Below are 17,390 nucleotides of genomic sequence, written 5' to 3'. Positions count from 1 at the left end.
ATAAATAAAAAGGCGCCCCGTTTAAATTAGGAGCGCCCTGTTTTTTAATATCGGTATTAAGCGAGTGGAGTAAGTTTTTCTTTTATAAAAGGATGAAGGCTTACTGCTAGATGAATATTCAAAAATTGTTGACTATCAGATAAATCAGTGGAAAGAATTTCTTCAATCCTTTTTAACCGATACATCAATGTATTGGTATGAACATGGATGGATTCTGCTGCTTCTTTCGCATTTTGATTGTGTTCAAGATATGCAAACAACGAAGGTAGCAGTTCGCCTTTACGGGATTGGTCATATTCAAAAAGAGGCCCGAGTACTTCCATGATAAAATCAATAAGTTCTTCTTCGGTATTTTGTAGCAAAAGTCTTTGAACGCCAAGTTCTTTATAACTAATCACTTGGTTTTTCCCTCCATAACTTTGAAGGAATTGAAGACATTTCGCTGCCTCCTGCATCGATTTAGTAACTTTTAATAAGCTGGAATGAATTCTCCCAATACCTATCGAAACATTAGTGCCCCAATTTTTAATTTGGATTTCCTGTTGAAATTTAGACACCAGCTCTTTAACTTGATGGTGTGCATAGGCAGGTGAAACCTTTTGTTGAAAAGTAAGCAGTACAACGATTTGGTCGTGATTTCTAACAGCCATCCCTTTTAAAGAATTTTTTAAAAATACTCGGTTGGCCAACTGAACAAGGTGGCGAATGATGCTGTTCCTTTTATGTGTATTGTCCATTTCGTCTAACCGGATAATAACAGCTAAATAATCACCCATCGGATCGAAATCCATCTGTTTCGCTTTTTGAAGAATGGTGCCGTCTACTTTTCCAGAAAATAGAACATCAATGAGCTCCCCATTTATTTTTTCCTGTGCATCAAAAATAGCTTGATCCTTTACAAGTTCGAGTGAGATAACGGTACATGCATGCTCCAATGCTGCGATATCAACATCACGCATTTTTTCAGGAGAAACGATAATTAGTGAGCCATAAAGCGTTGGCTTGGCCCCAATTGGAAGGACGGTTATACACTGATTTGCTTTATTCATGTTGGTTTCAATGAATGAACGGACGTTTCCAGGTGTTTTTATCGCATTCTGTGCCAATTCCCTTATTGTATATAACTCATCATCGGATAGCCTATCTTTATATGCATAGGAGATCAGTTCTCCAAGATCATCGTATAACAAAACATTGTGTCCGGTTGTTTCGTTCAAATAAGTGATAATCGAATCGAGCCCTTCACCGTGTAAAACAAGGGCAGCCAATCGATTATGGATATCCACAGACCGTGATAGCATCTCATTTTGTTTGGAAATCGTGTTATTTAATTCCTCCAGCTGTCTTACCGTCTCTTCTTGCTCACTGTAAAGGTTTGCTTTCTCAAGTGCTACAGCAGCTTGATGGGCAATAGCAGTTAGAAGATTAATATCCTCCGGGATAAAGTGAAGGGACTGATCAAAAGAATCAAGTGTAATAACTCCAATACATTCTCCTTTTAATAGGATTGGTGCACAAATAGATGAATAAGGAAGTGTAGGGATCGATTGATCCATGAGCATATGATTCGTTTCTGACAGGGTTGCTGTTGCTTTTTCCACTTCCGTTCTGTTATGAAAAATCAAGCATTTTTGGGCGGTGAAAGCCAGGCCCGTCATAGATTCACCTGGTTTTAACCGTACCCTTGTAATTTCTGACTTGAAATTGCTGTCAGACTTTGGAATAAGCAAATCTTGTTTAGGGTCATAAATGAATAATACCCCACCGTGGGCCGCATCAATGACTGAGACCGTTTGTACCATAATCGAGTCTATAATCTTATCGATATCTAAGGATGAGTTTAATACATTGGAGACGTGTATTAATGACTGCAGCTGGCGATGACTAAGAGTTTCCTTCATGTTGCACCTCACAATCTAATGATAGGAATAATGAAAAAATTAAATTTCTTTTGTCTATTGTAACAAACTCTTCTTGACGATGTGTGATTTTTATCAGGAATTATTAGGTGAAAGGGAGATTTATGTGATATTTTTGTGCTTTTACACAAATTGTTTATTAAAAATTTTGTAGAAAACAACATAACAAATATTCTGATAAGTTTTATAATTATAAATATATTAAAAATTTCTTGCCATTCCATTAAAGCGACAAACTAATCGGGAGTGTGGCAGAAAGGATAGGGCATTGATTAACAAAGAAAGATTATGGAGTCGGTTGAATCTTCTAAGCGAAATTGGGAAAACAGACACAAACGGAGTCACTCGCTTATCTTTCACTCCGGAAGAAAGAGCAGCGAAGGATCTTGTAGCTGCATTTATGATCGAAGCAGGGCTGAAAGTTCGTGAGGATGAAGTTGGAAACCTAATTGGCAGGAAAGATGGAGGAAATCCAAATGCATCTGTGGTTTTAACTGGTTCCCATATAGATTCTGTCCTTAACGGTGGGAATTTTGATGGACCACTTGGTGTTCTTGCAGCGGTTGAAGCACTTCAAGTCATGAATGAGCAGAATATTGAGACAGAGCATCCCATTGAAGTGATTGCTTTTACGGATGAAGAGGGGGCAAGATTTAGTTTTGGGATGATTGGAAGCAGGGGTATCGCTGGCACCCTTACGCAAGAAGAATTGCTTAATAAGGATAAACAGGGGATTACGATTGCAGAAGCGTTTGTCGCTAGTGGTCTAAAGCCAGAAACGATAGGAAAAGCAGCACGCAAACCTGAGGATGTTAAAGCATATATCGAGCTTCATATTGAACAAGGGAAAGTCCTTGAAGGTCAAAACCTCTCTGCCGGGATTGTTTCAGGATTAGCTGGTCCGTTATGGCTCAAGTTTATTCTAGAAGGAGAAGTCGGTCATGCAGGTGCGACCCCGATGTCCATTAGGCATGATGCATTGACTACAGCTGCAAGAGTGATGCTAGTGATTGAAGCAGAAGCAGCTAAAACTGGAACTACAGTTGGTACAGTGGGACAAGTTCAGGTACTGCCAGGTGGAATTAACATCATTCCAGGTCGGGTTGAATTCTCATTAGATCTTCGCGATATAAGTGAAGTAGTCCGTGATGGGGTAGAGCAGAATATTAGGGAACAGGCCGGGCAGATTTGTAAGACCCAAGGTGTTAAATTGACGATTGAAGACTTACAGCGGGTTGCACCAGCCCCATGTTCTGTAATTGTAAAGAATGCTGCAAGAGAAGCTTTTGAAAAATTAGGTCTAGAAAGTTATTATCTTCCAAGTGGAGCAGGACATGATGGGATGCAATTGTTGGATTTATGTCCAATGGGAATGATATTCATCCGCTCTAAGAATGGAATTAGTCATGATCCAGCTGAATGGAGTTCAAAAGAGGACTGTGCAGACGGTGCGAATGTTCTTTATCATACGGTACTTAATCTAGCGGTTCAAAAGGTAAATGTAACAACAAACTAATAGGAGATGACAAGCATGAGTATTAATACAAAAGTAAATCTTAATCAATTAGCAGAAGAAACAAAAGAGCAAGTCATTGCCTGGAGAAGGCATTTGCATCAAAATCCGGAACTATCCTTCCAAGAGGAAAAAACATCTCAATTTATTTATGATACGTTAAAATCGTTTGGAAACTTGGAGATTACCCGTCCAACAAAAACTAGTGTGGTTGCGCGTTTGATCGGCCTTGAGCCAGGAAAAACGCTTGCCATTCGTGCGGATATGGATGCACTGCCAATCCAAGAAGAGAACACATTTGAATTCGCTTCCCAAAACCCTGGTGTAATGCATGCTTGTGGTCATGATGGTCATACAGCAATGCTGCTCGGTACTGCCAAAATCCTTTCGGGCTTAAAGGAGCAAATTAAAGGCGAAGTTCGTTTCTTGTTCCAGCATGCAGAAGAGTTATTCCCAGGTGGAGCTGAGGAAATGGTGCAGGCAGGAGTAATGGACGGGGTCGACCTTGTCATCGGTACACATCTCTGGTCTCCAATTGAAAAAGGCAAAGTTGGGGTTGTCTATGGTTCGATGATGGCTTCACCAGACACCTTCTGGATTACTGTGAATGGAAAAGGTGGACATGCAGCCCTTCCACATCAAACAATCGATTCCATCGCCGTTGGTGCACAGGTTGTAACCAACCTTCAGCATATTGTATCAAGAAATACGGATCCACTGGATAATTTGGTTATTTCCGTGACCCAATTTATCGGTGGGACAACCCACAATGTAATTCCTGGACAAGTTAAAATTTGGGGAACTGTTCGCAGCTTTGATCCAACACTTCGTGAATCCATTCCTGCAAAAATGGAGCGCGTCGTCAAGGGAATTACCGAAGCGCATGAAGCCACTTACGACTTTAAATATGAATTTGGCTACCGTCCTGTCATCAATGATAATGAAGTGACAGCCGTGATTGAAGAAACGGTTCGAGAAGTATTTGGTGAAGAGGCACTTGATATGATGAGACCCAATATGGGTGGAGAAGATTTCTCTGCATTCATGGAAAAAGCTCCAGGCTGCTACTTCTATGTTGGAGCCGGTAATGAGGAACAAGGTATTACCTACCCGCATCATCACGAACGCTTCACAATCGATGAGGATGCACTAGAAATTGGTGTAAAAACATTCCTTCATGCGACTTTTAAGTTTTTAGCTTAAGTTATCATATGGATCTTCGTGAAATAATAGAGACCAGCGAAGGTCCGGTTTAATTATAAAGGCATTATTATTATCTATTAATATTGGGGGGTTATTTTATGAAACTTCATCAACTTATCGCAATCATACCGTTCATTGGTTTACTCGGTGGAATTCCTTTCGTCAATAAAGTCACTCCCTACGTGTTCGGGATGCCTTTTGTGCTCTTTTACATTGTTTTGTGGGTAGTGATTACTTCCGGAATTATGGCGATTGTTTTCAAAATGGACCCAGCAAATAAGGAGGAGGAAATCTAATGAATACAGCATTAATTATCATTTTCGGATTTTTAGCATTATCCATCTTCCTTGGTGTCCAAGCTCAAAAGGGTAAGGACATGAGCCTTGAACAGTGGTCAGTAGGGGGACGGGGGTTCGGAACAATCTTTGTATTCTTGTTAATGGCAGGGGAGATTTATACTACATTTACGTTCCTTGGCGGAAGCGGATGGGCTTACGGTAAAGGGGGCCCAACTTATTATATTTTAGGCTATGGTTGTCTAGCTTATATCATGTCCTATTGGTTACTTCCTGCCATTTGGAAATATGCAAAAGATAACAAATTAATGTCACAATCTGACTTTTTTGTTAGTAAATATAAAAGTCCATTACTTGGTGTTTTTGTATCTATAGTTGGTGTAGTTGCATTGATTCCATATCTTGTCCTACAATTAAAAGGACTAGGAATCATTGTTTCTGAAGCTTCTGGTGGTTCGATTTCATCTACTGCAGCTATCTGGATTGGAGTTATTGCTGTAACGGTTTACGTGATGATTTCAGGAATTCACGGTTCTGCTTGGACAGCTGTTATTAAAGATATCATGATTTTAGGTATTGTTTTATTCTTAGGTATTTATTTACCAATTCATTATTACGGCGGCTTCCAGCCAATGTTTGAAGCAATTGAGGCTGCTAAACCAGGTTTCCTTGCTCTTCCTGAGACTGGATTAAGTGTATCTTGGTTTATTTCTACAGTATTATTAACTGCACTTGGTTTCTATATGTGGCCGCACACTTTCGGTTCCATTTATTCAGCACAAAGTGCAAAGGTATTCCGTAAGAATGCGATTATCATGCCGCTTTATCAACTCGTGTTATTATTTGTATTCTTCGTAGGCTTTGCCGCCATCCTTCAGGTTAAGGGTTTGGAGGGTCCAGCCGGTGACCTTGCCTTATTAAAACTATCGATGCAGACATTTGATCCATGGGTAGTCGGATTAATTGGTGCGGCTGGTTTATTAACTTCGATTGTTCCAGGATCAATGATAATGATGTCAGCCTCTACCTTATTAGCTAAAAACGTCTATAAGGTTTTTGTACCAAAAGCTTCTGACCAACAAATATCTAAACTAGCTAAGAACCTAGTGCCCGCGGTTGCACTCATCGCCCTATACTTTACCTTTAAAGGCGGGGACACTCTAGTAACCTTGCTATTAATGGGCTACAGCCTTGTAACACAATTGTTCCCAGCATTGGTATTCAGCTTAGCTAAAAAGAACGTGGTGACAAAAGCTGGTGCGTTTGCCGGTATTGCAGTGGGGGTGTTTACGGTTGCCTACATTACAATTAGTGCTTCTACAGTTGGTACACTATTCCCAGCGCTTCCACAATTCATTAAGGACCTCAATGTGGGTGTTATCGCATTAGTAATTAATCTTGTTGTTACATTTGTTGTAAGTTTTGTAACGAAATCAGCAAGTGCTGCCAATAACACGAATGAGCGTGTGGCATAATTTTAGAATGAATAACTAAAACACCTCCAAGTCGTTAAAAAGTATTGACGACTGGGGTGTTTTATTTTTGTAACGTTTAAATCAGTGAAGTTAATCAGTCTGTTTTTGAATTTTTTCTTTCTTATGCTTCATCAAGAAAAATGTTAATGGCTGGTCGGAACCCGTCATTAATTTATACACATAGGAAGAAGTAAGTTTATAGCCGTCGTCTATTTTTGTGGCCAAATAATTCGTCCGTTCGAACAGAATGGACCGGATATGATTGATTTGACGGGAGATTTTGTCCATTAGTGCTTCTTGATTGTCTAAGCGCTGTAAAACTCCGCCTTGAAACGCCTCTTGTTTCGCCATTTTTTCTGCAACCACTTTTTGTAGTTCGAGCTGTTCATTCAGTTGGAGGACAAGCACCATGATTCGCATCCTCGTACCTCTCCAACCTTCTTTGTAAATCATTTAGTTGATGGCCAACATGGTTCCACTGGTTGAAGTGTGTTTCTTCTTGATGTTGGGATTGCATACCTAATTCAGATAAGGCTTTTTTGAGTGCAGTATTCGCTATTTGCTGTTCAGAAATTAATTGAGACAGGAAATCCTGTCTTGATATGACTTGATTGGGCGCTTGTGGATTTTGTTTGTTTTTATAAACATCCGGATGTTCACTGTTATTAATGAATAATCCCATACCTCTCTCCGCCTTTTTTTGTATTTGGTTGGAATATTTTATGCTTGAAAAACTAAAGAGGGGACATGATTGGGCTGTTGGAAAGGAAAGAGTGCAAAAAAACAACGCTCGGAAAAATTCCATGCGTTGTTTCGATAAAATTTTATTATCAAACAAGAGTCGGTGTTTTCAATACGAATTTTTCTACAACCTTTGCAACACCATCATTCATATTGCTGTCAGTGACAAAGTTAGCTTTTTCTTTAATATCGTCTGGAGCATTCCCCATAGCAACACCTAAGCCTGCAAACTCAATCATTGCAAGGTCATTATAGCTGTCTCCAATTGCGATGACTTCTTCGCGCTTAATCCCCAGTTGTTGAATCAAATGGCTAAGGCTTGTACCTTTCGTGACGCCATGCTCCGTAAATTCTAGAAAGAATGGTTTGGAACGCATGACACTTAGATGACCAGCTAACTCTCGCTGCAGTTTTTCTTCTACTTCCGCAAGTTTTGTTTCATCTTCAAGCATCAGCACTTTTACCACAGGTTCCGATACAGCCTCCACGAAACTGCCGACTTCAATTATTTCTAGGCCAGTAATTTCTCCTTCAATATTTGTGAATTGGTTTCCAGCCTCGGTAACAATCTGATCCCCAACATACGTATGAATCCAAACATTTTCACGACGACTTACTTCATATAAATAGTGAACGACATCAGGCGATAAAGTGCTGCTAAACAGTTCTTCACCAGTCTGACAGTTAGTAATTTTAGCGCCATTAAAAGAAAGAATAAAGCTGCCGAAATCATTCAACCGCAGTTCTTCAGCAATAGCATACATGGCTGACGTAGGCCGGCCAGAAGCTAACACCACTTTCACTCCTAATTCTTGTGCATCCATAAGTGCACGCTTTGTGCGGTCAGATATCGTGTGGTCGTCCTGCAATAGTGTATCGTCTAAATCAAGTACAATCATTTTATAATGCATTCTTGAAGTCTCCTTTAAACATATGTCATCTAACTATCTTACTATAAATCTAGTGAAAATACGTCTAACAATTGAATCCAATTCGTAGTTATCGAATAATAAATGGGAGGTTCTTATTTTTATAAAATTATGTCATACTTAAGTGAACGTAAGTTATGTAATCAACGGAAGTACTGGAGGCTTTTCAAAAATGAATCGATGCGGTTGGGTAAATCAGGATCCACTATATATTGATTATCACGATTATGAATGGGGAGTTCCGGTCTATGATGATCGCCTGCTATTTGAGTACTTAAATCTCGAAGGGGCCCAGGCAGGACTGAGTTGGTACACCATTTTAAAAAAGAGAGAGAACTACCGGAAAGCTTTTGATAACTTTGAAGCCGAAAAAATTATCCGCTATGATGAAAAGAAAATCGAAGAATTAATCCATAATGAAGGAATTGTCCGAAATAAGCTAAAAATCAATGCAGTCATTACCAATGCACTTGCGTTTTTGAAGGTTGTGGAGGAGTTTGGCTCATTTAGTAAGTACATATGGTCCTTTGTTGGCGGTAACCCCATTCAAAACCACTTCCGTGAAATGAAAGATGTTCCTGCAATCACGGATATTAGTGATCAATTAAGTAAAGATTTAAAGAAGCGCGGCTTCAAATTTGTTGGCTCGACCATCTGTTATGCCTTCATGCAAGCGACCGGAATGGTGAATGACCATATCGTGACCTGTGAATGTTATCAAAAAACACATCAAATAACGAACTAAAGAAAAAAAGCGACTATCTCAATGTAGAGACATCGCTTTCCTTAGGTTGTGTAAAGAAAAATATAAAGATGGCAATTGACAGTAAAAATAAAAATATTTCTGCTTTAGAGGGCTCGAATGTTGGGAGGTCTGTTAAGGACAACATGACCACTTCCTTCTTAATTAGATTTGATTAAAATTTCAGGTTCGATTTCAAAATGTTCAGATACAATCCAGCGAAATTGCGTAAAGACTTTTTCTAAATCAGGCAATGTAGGTTCGTGTTTAGGAACTCCAAAAATAGGTCCTGTAATATTAAAGCTAAACCTTCCTGGACCTATAAAGATACCTGACACATTTGTCTGATCGCTAATCAATAGTATCGCTAAAAGGATATCCCCAATGTCCAAAAACAAACTAAATGTTTTATTTCCTGCTTTACCTTCTAAACGCGCTCTTCCAGTTAGCGGCCCACCAACAGATAGGGCAAATCCTCCTGGTTCTATAACAAGTCTAACAACTGTCACTTGACCTGTTAATAATAAAAATGCCGTTATAATATCAATAGTTCGTTGGATAGATATAACTGTTTGTAGGCCATTTTCTAAGTCACAACTACTTTTCAACGATTTCACAACCTACTCAATTTAAACTCTTCATGTACAACGATAATGACAAGGATAGAAATCTTTGCAGCTAAAGCATATCTTTTGTATATTATGAAATGAATCGAAGGGTGCTACTCATTTTACAAAAAGAAAGCCCATCACAACAGTGATGGGCTTTCTTAGCAAGAAAAATAGCTTCTTATGATTGTGCAGGTTTATCAAGCGTGAAATCTGATGTTGGCAAAGTAATGATCTTGCCGCCAATTTGGACATGAATGGTGTCGTTGAAAATGGCTTTCACAATTCCCTTTAAGGAGATGGTTGAATTGACAGAGATTTTTTTAGATTCAGCTTGGTTTGCCACAATATCAACGCCTTTCGAAAATTGGTAGAAATATAGGATCTTATAAAAAATAAAATAAAGATACATTAAATTATTCGGAAAAATATTAGAAACTCCTGCTAAGGCAAGGGGATTTTTATAAAAAAAATCGGTCATGTTTTGATCTATCTATATTGCAAAGGGGTGTTAAAACAATAATAGCGACTTAACATGAACCGTAGGTCAAGTATCGCATTTTTGAAGTTGTCTGTCAACGAAAACATGAACTCTGGTTCAAATTTTAAAATCGTGGTATGATATATTTGAGGTGATAAAATGCCAGACAGTGATGACCTATTAATTGGTGAATTCCCTTTTCTTCCAAAACAGGAACGGGCCCAACAAAAAAGAAATGCACTGCTCGAAAGTGGACAAATTTTGTTTATTTCTAAGGGGTACGAGCAAACTACTGCTAAGGAAATTGCTGCCCATGCAGGTGTTGCTACCGGTACCTTTTATCGTTATTTTTCAGATAAACGCCAACTTTTAATGTCATTATTAGAAGACAAATTAGACAAGCTTCTCCCACCTGAACCTAGTTGGATTTCCCATGATCCAGTATCATTATTAGCATCGCTTTTAGAAGCCCATAATAAACGCCTTAATGAGTTAGGGATACAGCGTGTGTTGCCTGAGTTAGTGATGAAAGATCCTGGTCTTGCTGAATTTCTGGGTGACGCACGAAGGAAAATTCATTCGAGAATTTTGTTAGGGCTTAAACAAGCGGAAGAAAAAGGATTAACCTGGGAGGATCTCGATTTAGAAACTGTCGCGTGGGCAATTTTAGTCTTAGTGGAAAATGGTCATGGGAAAGAGGGACAAACTGGGAAAAGAGCGGATTTTCTAGAAATTTCGAAAGTAATGTGCCGGATGGTTTTTCCACCAGATGTGTTACAGCAATTGCAAAATACGGATGAAACGAATAATCCAATATCCCAAAAATGAAGGTGATGTCGATATGATAAATGTTCAGGTAAAGGATTTTATGGTTAAGGATGTTATATCAGCTAGTCCAAGTGCTTCCATTAAAGATGTAATGACAATGTTTGTTGGGAAAAAAATTGGCGGTTTACCGATTATCGATGAGAATGGTGTGCTACGTGGATTTGTAACAGATGGTGACATTTTACGGGCAATCAGTCCAGTCGATCGTCGGATTCATGATTATTTTTCTCTTATCACATATGTTGCCAAAGAAAACATGGAGAATCGCTTGAGAGAATTAGCTGACAGGGAAGTCATTCGGATTGCCAAAACCCACGGAATCGTAACCGTCCATCCTGAAGATGAAATGAAAAAAGTTGTCTCTCTATTGTCTAAGCATCACTTTAAAAAACTACCTGTTGTTGATGAGTCTAATCATGTGGTTGGTGTAATCAGCAGGGGAGATGTCATTCGCAGCATACAAGAAACGATTATTAATGATTGGCAATGATAGTCTTGCAACTGAGACAGCCCTTCACTTTAAAGGGAAGGGCTGTCTTTGGAAAGAATATACTCCTATTGTTCCATTATAATAACCTTTGTAAGACTAAACTATTGAAGTGGTTTTTCAAGCAGGAGTTCAGATGCTGGGAGCGTTATGATTTTCCCGCCAATTTGCACATGAACGGTATCGTTGAAAATGGCTTTTACAATTCCTTTTAATGAAATTGTCGAATTAACAGAGATTTTTTTCGCTTCAGCTTTGTTTGCCAAATTAACCAACACCCTTCGAAATAGTTATGAAAATATTATATATGAAGATAAGGAAATAAAGCCAGAATAAATTATCAGAAAAGTTAAAAAAATTTACATTTTGTGAACGCAAAAATAATTTTTCTTCTATTCTTATGTGGGATGCAAATGATTGGTGAGTATTTTACGCTATTCCCTTTTTAAAAAGGTAAGATGTATTTGTATGATTTCAGAACGACTGCCAATCCGAAGTGGAGGACCCCAAAAACCATAACCGGATGAAACAATGGAATGAAGCTGACTTTTCTGAAGATAGCCCCAATCATTTTCAAATATCCTTTTTGTAATCAGATGATTCGGTGCCATTTGACCTCTGTGTGTATGGCCTGATAAAAGTAAGTCGACACGATTTTCTTGCGCATGAGTTATTTCAGCTGGCTGATGATCCATCATAATAATTGGCAGGGATGGATCAATATCAGTTAGAATAGCTTCAATCGGTAGCCGATTTCGATCAGTTTTGTCTTTTCGACCTGCAAGATAAAAGCTGTCAGCTATTTTGAGTACTTGATCCAATAGGATAGTTATCCCGATTCGTTCCATTTCCTGCAAAAACTTTGGAATCCCACCGCCATAATATTCATGATTTCCTAGAACTCCATAGACACCTAAGGGGGCCGATAACTCCTTCATTACATCACCCATTTTCTTTTGAGTAAATGGCTCGGGATCGTCGTCAATGATATCGCCTGGCAGTAAAATGATATCCGGCTTTAGAGCGTTTACATTACGGACAAGACGGCGAATATGTCGGATGCCTGAAAGTCTGCCAAAATGCATATCAGAGGCCATGGCAATTCGAAGCTCAGTTAGATTGCCCACCTGTTTTGGAATGACAAGTGAAAAAGTCCGAACGACAGGGCTATATGCATTAAACGTTCCGAAGATAAATAGAATAACAAAAGATATTAACACCGCTCCTCCTACCCAATTGATGACTGATGTTGTGGAAAGATCAGCAAAAATGAGAACAAAGGCAACAAGATTGGAAAGAGGCAAGAAAAGGATGGCATATTGGAATAATCCAAACCAATAAGAGCCGATCATTTTAAATAGAGGCACTTTTTTTGTGAAATGTCCGATGATGTATGAATAGGAAATGAGACTAACGACTAAACCGTATATCCATTTATCCTGCAAATTAAATACTGAATGCAGCCAAACCCAGCCGTTCCAACCGATATAAAATGTTATGGCAGAATATACAATTATGATGGTCATGAAATTTATCAAGTAGCGTGGTTTCATCGATTGCTCCTTTATTGAGGGAATATTCCATAAACATGAAATGTAGTTCAAGTATTGCATTGGCATGCAAGGGCTGTCAATTAATCCAACCCATTTGAATCAGATTACGATGGGATGTAGTGACATTGAAAAGGTAAGTAAGGTTAGTCCTTCATCAAAAATCGTCGTGGTCCATATGGAAGCTTGGAATCATTACTCTTATTGTCACGAAAGGATTTAATGCAATATTTTAGGTCACCAGCTATAGTAATCATACTATCTATGAACACATTTAGTGATTATGGATGATAAGGGTAAAAGATGTCATGGATAGATATTTTAGAAATATAATTTCTTTTTCAAAACATTTTCAATGCATATTAAGGATATGAAGGACAAAACCTGGTAAGAGTACAGGAGAAATGTCTTTTAAGAAGCCTCTGAAGGACAAAATCTTGAAACAGTACAGGTTAAATGTCTTTCATAAATCTTTTGTAGCAACCGTTCCCGTCACTTTCCTGAGGTATGATATAATATTCCCAAAAAGGAGGCGGACCAATGTCTAATGAAGTAGGGAAGGTAGATGAACTTTTTGAAAATACCTGCTGCTCAGATGAAGGAAGCGATCGTAAGAGTCATCATCCGAATAAGGTGAAAAATAATCTTGTTACGAGACTTAATCGAATTGAAGGGCAAATTCGAGGCATTAAGGGCTTAATTGAGAAAGATACGTATTGTGATGATGTCATAAACCAGATATCGGCCACACAATCCGCCTTAAATAGCGTAGCCAAAATCCTGCTTGAAGGTCATTTGAAAAGCTGTGTTGTAGAAAGAATTCAAGAAGGTGATTTTGAAGTCTTGGATGAAGTTCTCGTCACCATCCAAAAATTAATGAAAAAATAATCTAGTCTATTGGTGTTCTAAGGACAATCAAAAAATAATATTTTTCGACGGAGAATGTACCCAGGTACGTTCTTTTTCTTTTATAGGAAATTAGGTCTATTTAAGAAGAAAGATTGAAAGAAACTCGAATAATATATTTGAAATATTCTGATAAAAATATTATTATAAATAAAAATTCAAAGGATTTTTCCCAACAGATAAGCTTACCGTCAACACAGCTGAATATAGAAAAATTGGTAAAAGATGGACTATTAATGGTATGTCAGATATATTTGGGCCAGGTATAAAAGTTTCCATTTATATTGGTGATGCAGTCCAGCAAACTTGCTCACAAGTGTAAATGTAAATAACAGAGGGGCTTTTACTTTCACTACTATTAATTCAGCCAAGTCCATAGTTCAAGGGGGAACTCTCACTCTAGTCTCTACTTCTGGTGGAAAGTTAACAAATGTGGCGGTAACAGTTAGGTAGTTTTAGGACATTGTAAAAATTTGAGAATTGTCAATGTCCCAACTTTCATTAATATGAAATAGGTTAATCTAAGCAATCCCTTGCTGGAAAGGTACTAATATTAGTAAACTTTCCGGCTTTTTTAATTTGGGATACACCATCTTTAAAGAACGTCCCATTCCAGAGGTGAATATAATATTTACAAGGAAGGGTGGGTGCACATGTTTTTCGGTGGGTTAGTTCTTATTGGGATGGTCATACCATTCATATTAATGAAAAGAGATTCTCGATGGGTGAACTGGATCCCAGCGGTATTCTTTTTAGCAGCAGCATTCATAATGGGTGCTAAGGCGGTACTTTATCCAGGTGAGGGAATGGCTGATCTAGCTGAGAGAATCTATTTTATGATGTTTGGATCCGTTGCGATTGGTTCCATTATTGGGGGGACAATCGTTCACTTTATAAAAAGTAGAAAGAAAAAATAGTCAAAATATGAATTTCCTTCAAACCGATTGGAAGGCAGTCCCCTTAGTCAATTCCGGATCCCTTTACATTAATAAACGATTCTTCAAGAAAATCGGTTTGTATATTATATAGGGATTTTGAAGATTATTGGTGTCAGGCACCATTATTTTCAAAAAAACTAGACCTCATGGTGAGGTCTAATAAATTTTTATTCAGAAATAGAATTTGATTTTGAGATAGTAGTTGTTTCAGGTACGCGAAGAAGAATGATTCCTCCGATGGCAAAGAGAATAACTAAGCTAAACACACCGCTGTTCGTATTTCCGGTTATCTGTGCGGTGAATCCGACAAGGAATGGCCCTAAAATAGCTGCAAATTTATAAAAAATACTATAAAAGCCAAAGAACTCATTGGCGTTTTCTTTTGGAACTAGTTTCGCAAAGTAGGAGCGGCTTAGGGCCTGGATTCCACCTTGTGAGGAGGCAACAAGCATCGCCAAAATCCAAAAATCTAACGTAGTTTTTAAGAAATAAGCATACGTACAAATGATTATATAAACAAAAATTCCAACTAGCAGCATCGTTTTGCCTTTAAATTTATCGGCAAGCTTCCCAAATAAAATCGCGAATGGTGCAGCAACAACTTGTGTCGCAAACAAGATAATAAGTAGGTTCGTAGAAGTGATTCCTAGGTCAGAACCGTATGCTGTAGACATGGTAATAATCGTATTAACTCCGTCAATGTAAAAGAAATAGGCAATTAAAAACAGAAACAGTGGACGGTACAATTTAATCTTCTTAAATGTTTTAACAAGCTGTTTAAAGCCATTGGAAATGGGATTTGGAACGGATTCTTTATAATAAACCTGTTTGACATTTTTTAGCATTGGAATCGTGAATAAGCCCCACCATAATGCGGTAATCGCAAAAGCCGCTTTACTTGCAACCGTAACAGATAATGGAAGGATGTTTTGCTGCGATAATATAATCAGAGCAATGCTAATAATAAAGGGAATTGTACTTCCGATATACCCCATTGCATAGCCTTTTGATGAAATCTGGTTCATCCTCTCCTCAGTCGTTACATCGACAAGAAAAGCATCATAGAAAATATTTGTTCCGCCAAAACCAATCACGGTAATCATGTAACAAATTAATAAAATTAGCCATTGGTTACTCGGTACGACTGAAAGCAGTAAGGTAAATATAATTCCTAATGCAAAGAAAAAGGTGAAAAATCGTTTCTTAAACCCTTTGAAATCCCCTATACTTCCTAAAATAGGCGCACAAAGCGATATAAGCAGAGTAGCAAACGAATTAGCATAGCCCCAATAAGCAGTGGAAGTGGAAGCTTCAAGCCCCGCCTCGGTAGCTGCTGCCTTAAAATAAAGCGGGAAGATTGCCGTTGTGATTAGGATCGAATAAGCAGAGTTTGCCCAATCATATAACGCCCAGCTCTTTTCTTGCTTTGACATCCGACTCATAGATTTTCCCCCTTTTAATTCTTTAACATTTCTTCTATCGTCCTTCCATCTGTCTGGCCTAAATTTACTCCTAGAAGCCTTGCAAATGTTGGACCTTCATCAATGAGACGGATAGAAGGCAGGGTGATTGATTTTATCCCTTTTCCAGCTGCCATAAAAATGGTTCCATAATTTTCTTTCTCAGGTGAATAGCCATGACAGGCCAAGGTGTATTTATGATCCGCGTTTACGTCCTCCTTCGTGATTGTTTTGATGAACTCCCCTTCGAAGTCTTCTAAAAAGAAATATCCTCTTTGGGCTTCAACCATAAAGGAACACGTTCCATCTGCGCCTTTTTCAGCTGCTTGTTCCCCAGTGAGAGCGTTTTCAATCCCGTTTTCAGGATCCACTTGTAAGGAATCTAGCAATCGTCTAACTTTATCATGTGTGGCTAAATCTTGTTTGTCTTTAATATAAATATATGCAGAGCCATCACAACTTTTACAATATGCCTTCCAATTAATTATCTTTCCTTTTCCATTAGTGGTTATAAGATTTTGCTCATGAAAGAGAACATTTAGGTTGATGGCTTTATTTTCATCTAATGCACTATGATCACCTAGTGCAACTATAGTGGAATTCTCATAGATTCCGCTTTCCTTTAAGGCCTCGATAATTCTGCCAAGTCGGCTATTGTGGCGGTCGATTGCTGCCAGTGCTTCTTCCGAAGAAAAACCATGATAATGCCGCTGGGTATCCAAATCCGTAAAGTGGACCATCAATAAATTCGGCTTCTTGGTTTTAATGGTATCGACGGTCGATTCCAATACGAAGTCATCCAATTCCGGTTGATTAAGGCCTTTTCGGATATGCCCGTAAAGTTTATTAAGATCCCACTGAAAGCGTGGACTTCCACTCATCAGTGAAACAAGAATTTGATTATGCCAAGGGCGGTTCGCAAAAATTTCGGGCATATTATAGTCGATTTTTGCTTTGGCTGTGACTGGCCATAATAGTGCAGCTGTTGTCATATTTGCCTTTCTTACTTCGTCATACAAGGTTGTTCCTCGAATACAATCTCTGAACCAGTTCCAATCAGGAGAAATCATGCCTGGCTGCAGAAGTGTGTTATTAATTACACCGTGTCGGTTCGGATAATTACCTGTGACAATCGTTGCATGACAAGGATAAGTGACGGAAGGGTAAATGGATTCGACTTTCTCAACATAGGCCCCATTTTTTAATAGGGTTTGAAAGTGTGGTAGTTCTTTTAACTTAGGAAAATCTAAGGCTGAAAGGCAATCAAATGAAATGATAATTAAATGGTCAGTCAGTCGTTTCATAAATTGGAAA

19 protein-coding genes are annotated in these 17,390 nt (G+C 38.5%); 9 read left to right on the top strand and 10 right to left on the bottom strand.

Annotation, left to right across the window (positions count from 1 at the left end; genetic code table 11):
• Window positions 1-56 precede the first annotated feature (56 nt).
• On the bottom strand, window positions 57-1,901 hold the full coding sequence (locus QF028_RS15470; RefSeq protein WP_429466705.1) for a helix-turn-helix domain-containing protein: 1,845 nt from the start codon (window positions 1,899-1,901) through the stop codon (window positions 57-59).
• Window positions 1,902-2,187: 286 nt separating this feature from the next.
• Here QF028_RS15470 and QF028_RS15465 point away from each other — a divergent pair, with 286 nt between their 5' ends.
• The 4 genes from QF028_RS15465 to QF028_RS15450 all read left to right on the top strand — a co-directional run bounded on the left by QF028_RS15465 (window position 2,188) and on the right by QF028_RS15450 (window position 6,406).
• Complete coding sequence (locus tag QF028_RS15465) at window positions 2,188-3,435, top strand: Zn-dependent hydrolase (protein WP_429466703.1); 1,248 nt, start codon at window positions 2,188-2,190, stop codon at window positions 3,433-3,435.
• 15 nt (window positions 3,436-3,450) lie between these two features.
• Window positions 3,451-4,635 (top strand): M20 family metallopeptidase, encoded by a 1,185-nt coding sequence (locus QF028_RS15460; protein ID WP_429466701.1) that lies wholly within the window; start codon window positions 3,451-3,453, stop codon window positions 4,633-4,635.
• A 98-nt stretch (window positions 4,636-4,733) separates the two neighbouring features.
• Entirely contained in the window at window positions 4,734-4,931 is a 198-nt protein-coding gene (locus QF028_RS15455) for a DUF3311 domain-containing protein (RefSeq protein ID WP_429466699.1), read from the top strand.
• Complete coding sequence (locus QF028_RS15450; RefSeq protein ID WP_429466697.1) at window positions 4,931-6,406, top strand: sodium:solute symporter family protein; 1,476 nt, start codon at window positions 4,931-4,933, stop codon at window positions 6,404-6,406. The genes QF028_RS15455 and QF028_RS15450 overlap by 1 nt, the downstream gene beginning before the upstream one ends.
• Window positions 6,407-6,496: 90 nt before the next feature.
• On the opposite strand, the gene QF028_RS15445 is transcribed toward QF028_RS15450, so the two are convergent.
• From QF028_RS15445 to QF028_RS15435, 3 genes are all read right to left on the bottom strand, one after another.
• Window positions 6,497-6,826, bottom strand: a complete 330-nt coding sequence (locus QF028_RS15445) for a hypothetical protein (RefSeq protein ID WP_429466695.1) — start codon at window positions 6,824-6,826, stop codon at window positions 6,497-6,499.
• Complete coding sequence (locus tag QF028_RS15440; protein WP_429466693.1) at window positions 6,792-7,088, bottom strand: hypothetical protein; 297 nt, start codon at window positions 7,086-7,088, stop codon at window positions 6,792-6,794. The genes QF028_RS15445 and QF028_RS15440 overlap by 35 nt, the downstream gene beginning before the upstream one ends.
• 148 nt (window positions 7,089-7,236) lie before the next feature.
• Window positions 7,237-8,058, bottom strand: coding sequence for a Cof-type HAD-IIB family hydrolase (locus tag QF028_RS15435; RefSeq protein ID WP_429466691.1), 822 nt, complete (start codon window positions 8,056-8,058; stop codon window positions 7,237-7,239).
• Between the two features lie 190 nt (window positions 8,059-8,248).
• Between QF028_RS15435 and QF028_RS15430 the strand changes: the two genes are divergently transcribed.
• Complete coding sequence (locus QF028_RS15430; protein WP_429466689.1) at window positions 8,249-8,821, top strand: DNA-3-methyladenine glycosylase I; 573 nt, start codon at window positions 8,249-8,251, stop codon at window positions 8,819-8,821.
• 158 nt (window positions 8,822-8,979) lie between these two features.
• On the opposite strand, the gene QF028_RS15425 is transcribed toward QF028_RS15430, so the two are convergent.
• Together QF028_RS15425 and QF028_RS15420 are read right to left on the bottom strand one after the other, a co-directional pair.
• Window positions 8,980-9,426 carry a hypothetical protein gene (locus QF028_RS15425; RefSeq protein WP_429466687.1) on the bottom strand — a complete coding sequence of 149 codons (447 nt, stop codon included), beginning with the start codon at window positions 9,424-9,426 and terminating at the stop codon, window positions 8,980-8,982.
• Between the two features lie 181 nt (window positions 9,427-9,607).
• Window positions 9,608-9,772: a hypothetical protein gene (locus QF028_RS15420; RefSeq protein ID WP_215001874.1), complete on the bottom strand. Its 165-nt coding sequence runs from the start codon at window positions 9,770-9,772 to the stop codon at window positions 9,608-9,610.
• Window positions 9,773-10,066: 294 nt separating this feature from the next.
• Between QF028_RS15420 and QF028_RS15415 the strand changes: the two genes are divergently transcribed.
• Together QF028_RS15415 and QF028_RS15410 are read left to right on the top strand one after the other, a co-directional pair.
• Window positions 10,067-10,735 (top strand): TetR/AcrR family transcriptional regulator, encoded by a 669-nt coding sequence (locus QF028_RS15415; RefSeq protein ID WP_429466685.1) that lies wholly within the window; start codon window positions 10,067-10,069, stop codon window positions 10,733-10,735.
• A gap of 13 nt (window positions 10,736-10,748) precedes the next feature.
• Window positions 10,749-11,225, top strand: coding sequence for a CBS domain-containing protein (locus QF028_RS15410; RefSeq protein WP_429466683.1), 477 nt, complete (start codon window positions 10,749-10,751; stop codon window positions 11,223-11,225).
• 101 nt (window positions 11,226-11,326) lie between these two features.
• Here the strand turns inward: QF028_RS15410 and QF028_RS15405 are convergent, their stop codons facing one another.
• Both QF028_RS15405 and QF028_RS15400 read right to left on the bottom strand, forming a co-directional pair.
• Window positions 11,327-11,488 carry a hypothetical protein gene (locus QF028_RS15405; protein ID WP_215001880.1) on the bottom strand — a complete coding sequence of 54 codons (162 nt, stop codon included), beginning with the start codon at window positions 11,486-11,488 and terminating at the stop codon, window positions 11,327-11,329.
• 168 nt (window positions 11,489-11,656) lie between these two features.
• Window positions 11,657-12,775: a metallophosphoesterase gene (locus QF028_RS15400; protein ID WP_429466680.1), complete on the bottom strand. Its 1,119-nt coding sequence runs from the start codon at window positions 12,773-12,775 to the stop codon at window positions 11,657-11,659.
• Window positions 12,776-13,312: 537 nt separating this feature from the next.
• On the opposite strand from QF028_RS15400, the gene QF028_RS15395 reads away from it, so the two are divergent.
• Together QF028_RS15395 and QF028_RS15390 are read left to right on the top strand one after the other, a co-directional pair.
• Window positions 13,313-13,660 carry a metal-sensitive transcriptional regulator gene (locus QF028_RS15395; protein WP_429466678.1) on the top strand — a complete coding sequence of 116 codons (348 nt, stop codon included), beginning with the start codon at window positions 13,313-13,315 and terminating at the stop codon, window positions 13,658-13,660.
• Window positions 13,661-14,331: 671 nt separating this feature from the next.
• A complete protein-coding gene (locus QF028_RS15390; protein ID WP_429466676.1) occupies window positions 14,332-14,595 on the top strand; it encodes a hypothetical protein in 264 nt (87 codons plus the stop codon).
• Between the two features lie 188 nt (window positions 14,596-14,783).
• Here the strand turns inward: QF028_RS15390 and QF028_RS15385 are convergent, their stop codons facing one another.
• Entirely contained in the window at window positions 14,784-16,058 is a 1,275-nt protein-coding gene (locus QF028_RS15385; protein ID WP_429466674.1) for an MFS transporter, read from the bottom strand.
• 14 nt (window positions 16,059-16,072) lie between these two features.
• Complete coding sequence (locus QF028_RS15380; protein ID WP_429466672.1) at window positions 16,073-17,380, bottom strand: ectonucleotide pyrophosphatase/phosphodiesterase; 1,308 nt, start codon at window positions 17,378-17,380, stop codon at window positions 16,073-16,075.
• Window positions 17,381-17,390 lie beyond the last annotated feature (10 nt).

The organism is Neobacillus sp. B4I6, from assembly GCF_050434045.1.
GTDB lineage: Bacteria > Bacillota > Bacilli > Bacillales > Cytobacillaceae > Neobacillus.
The sequence above is the reverse complement of the archived record's forward strand: the minus strand, read 5'-3'. Positions and strand labels throughout refer to the sequence as shown.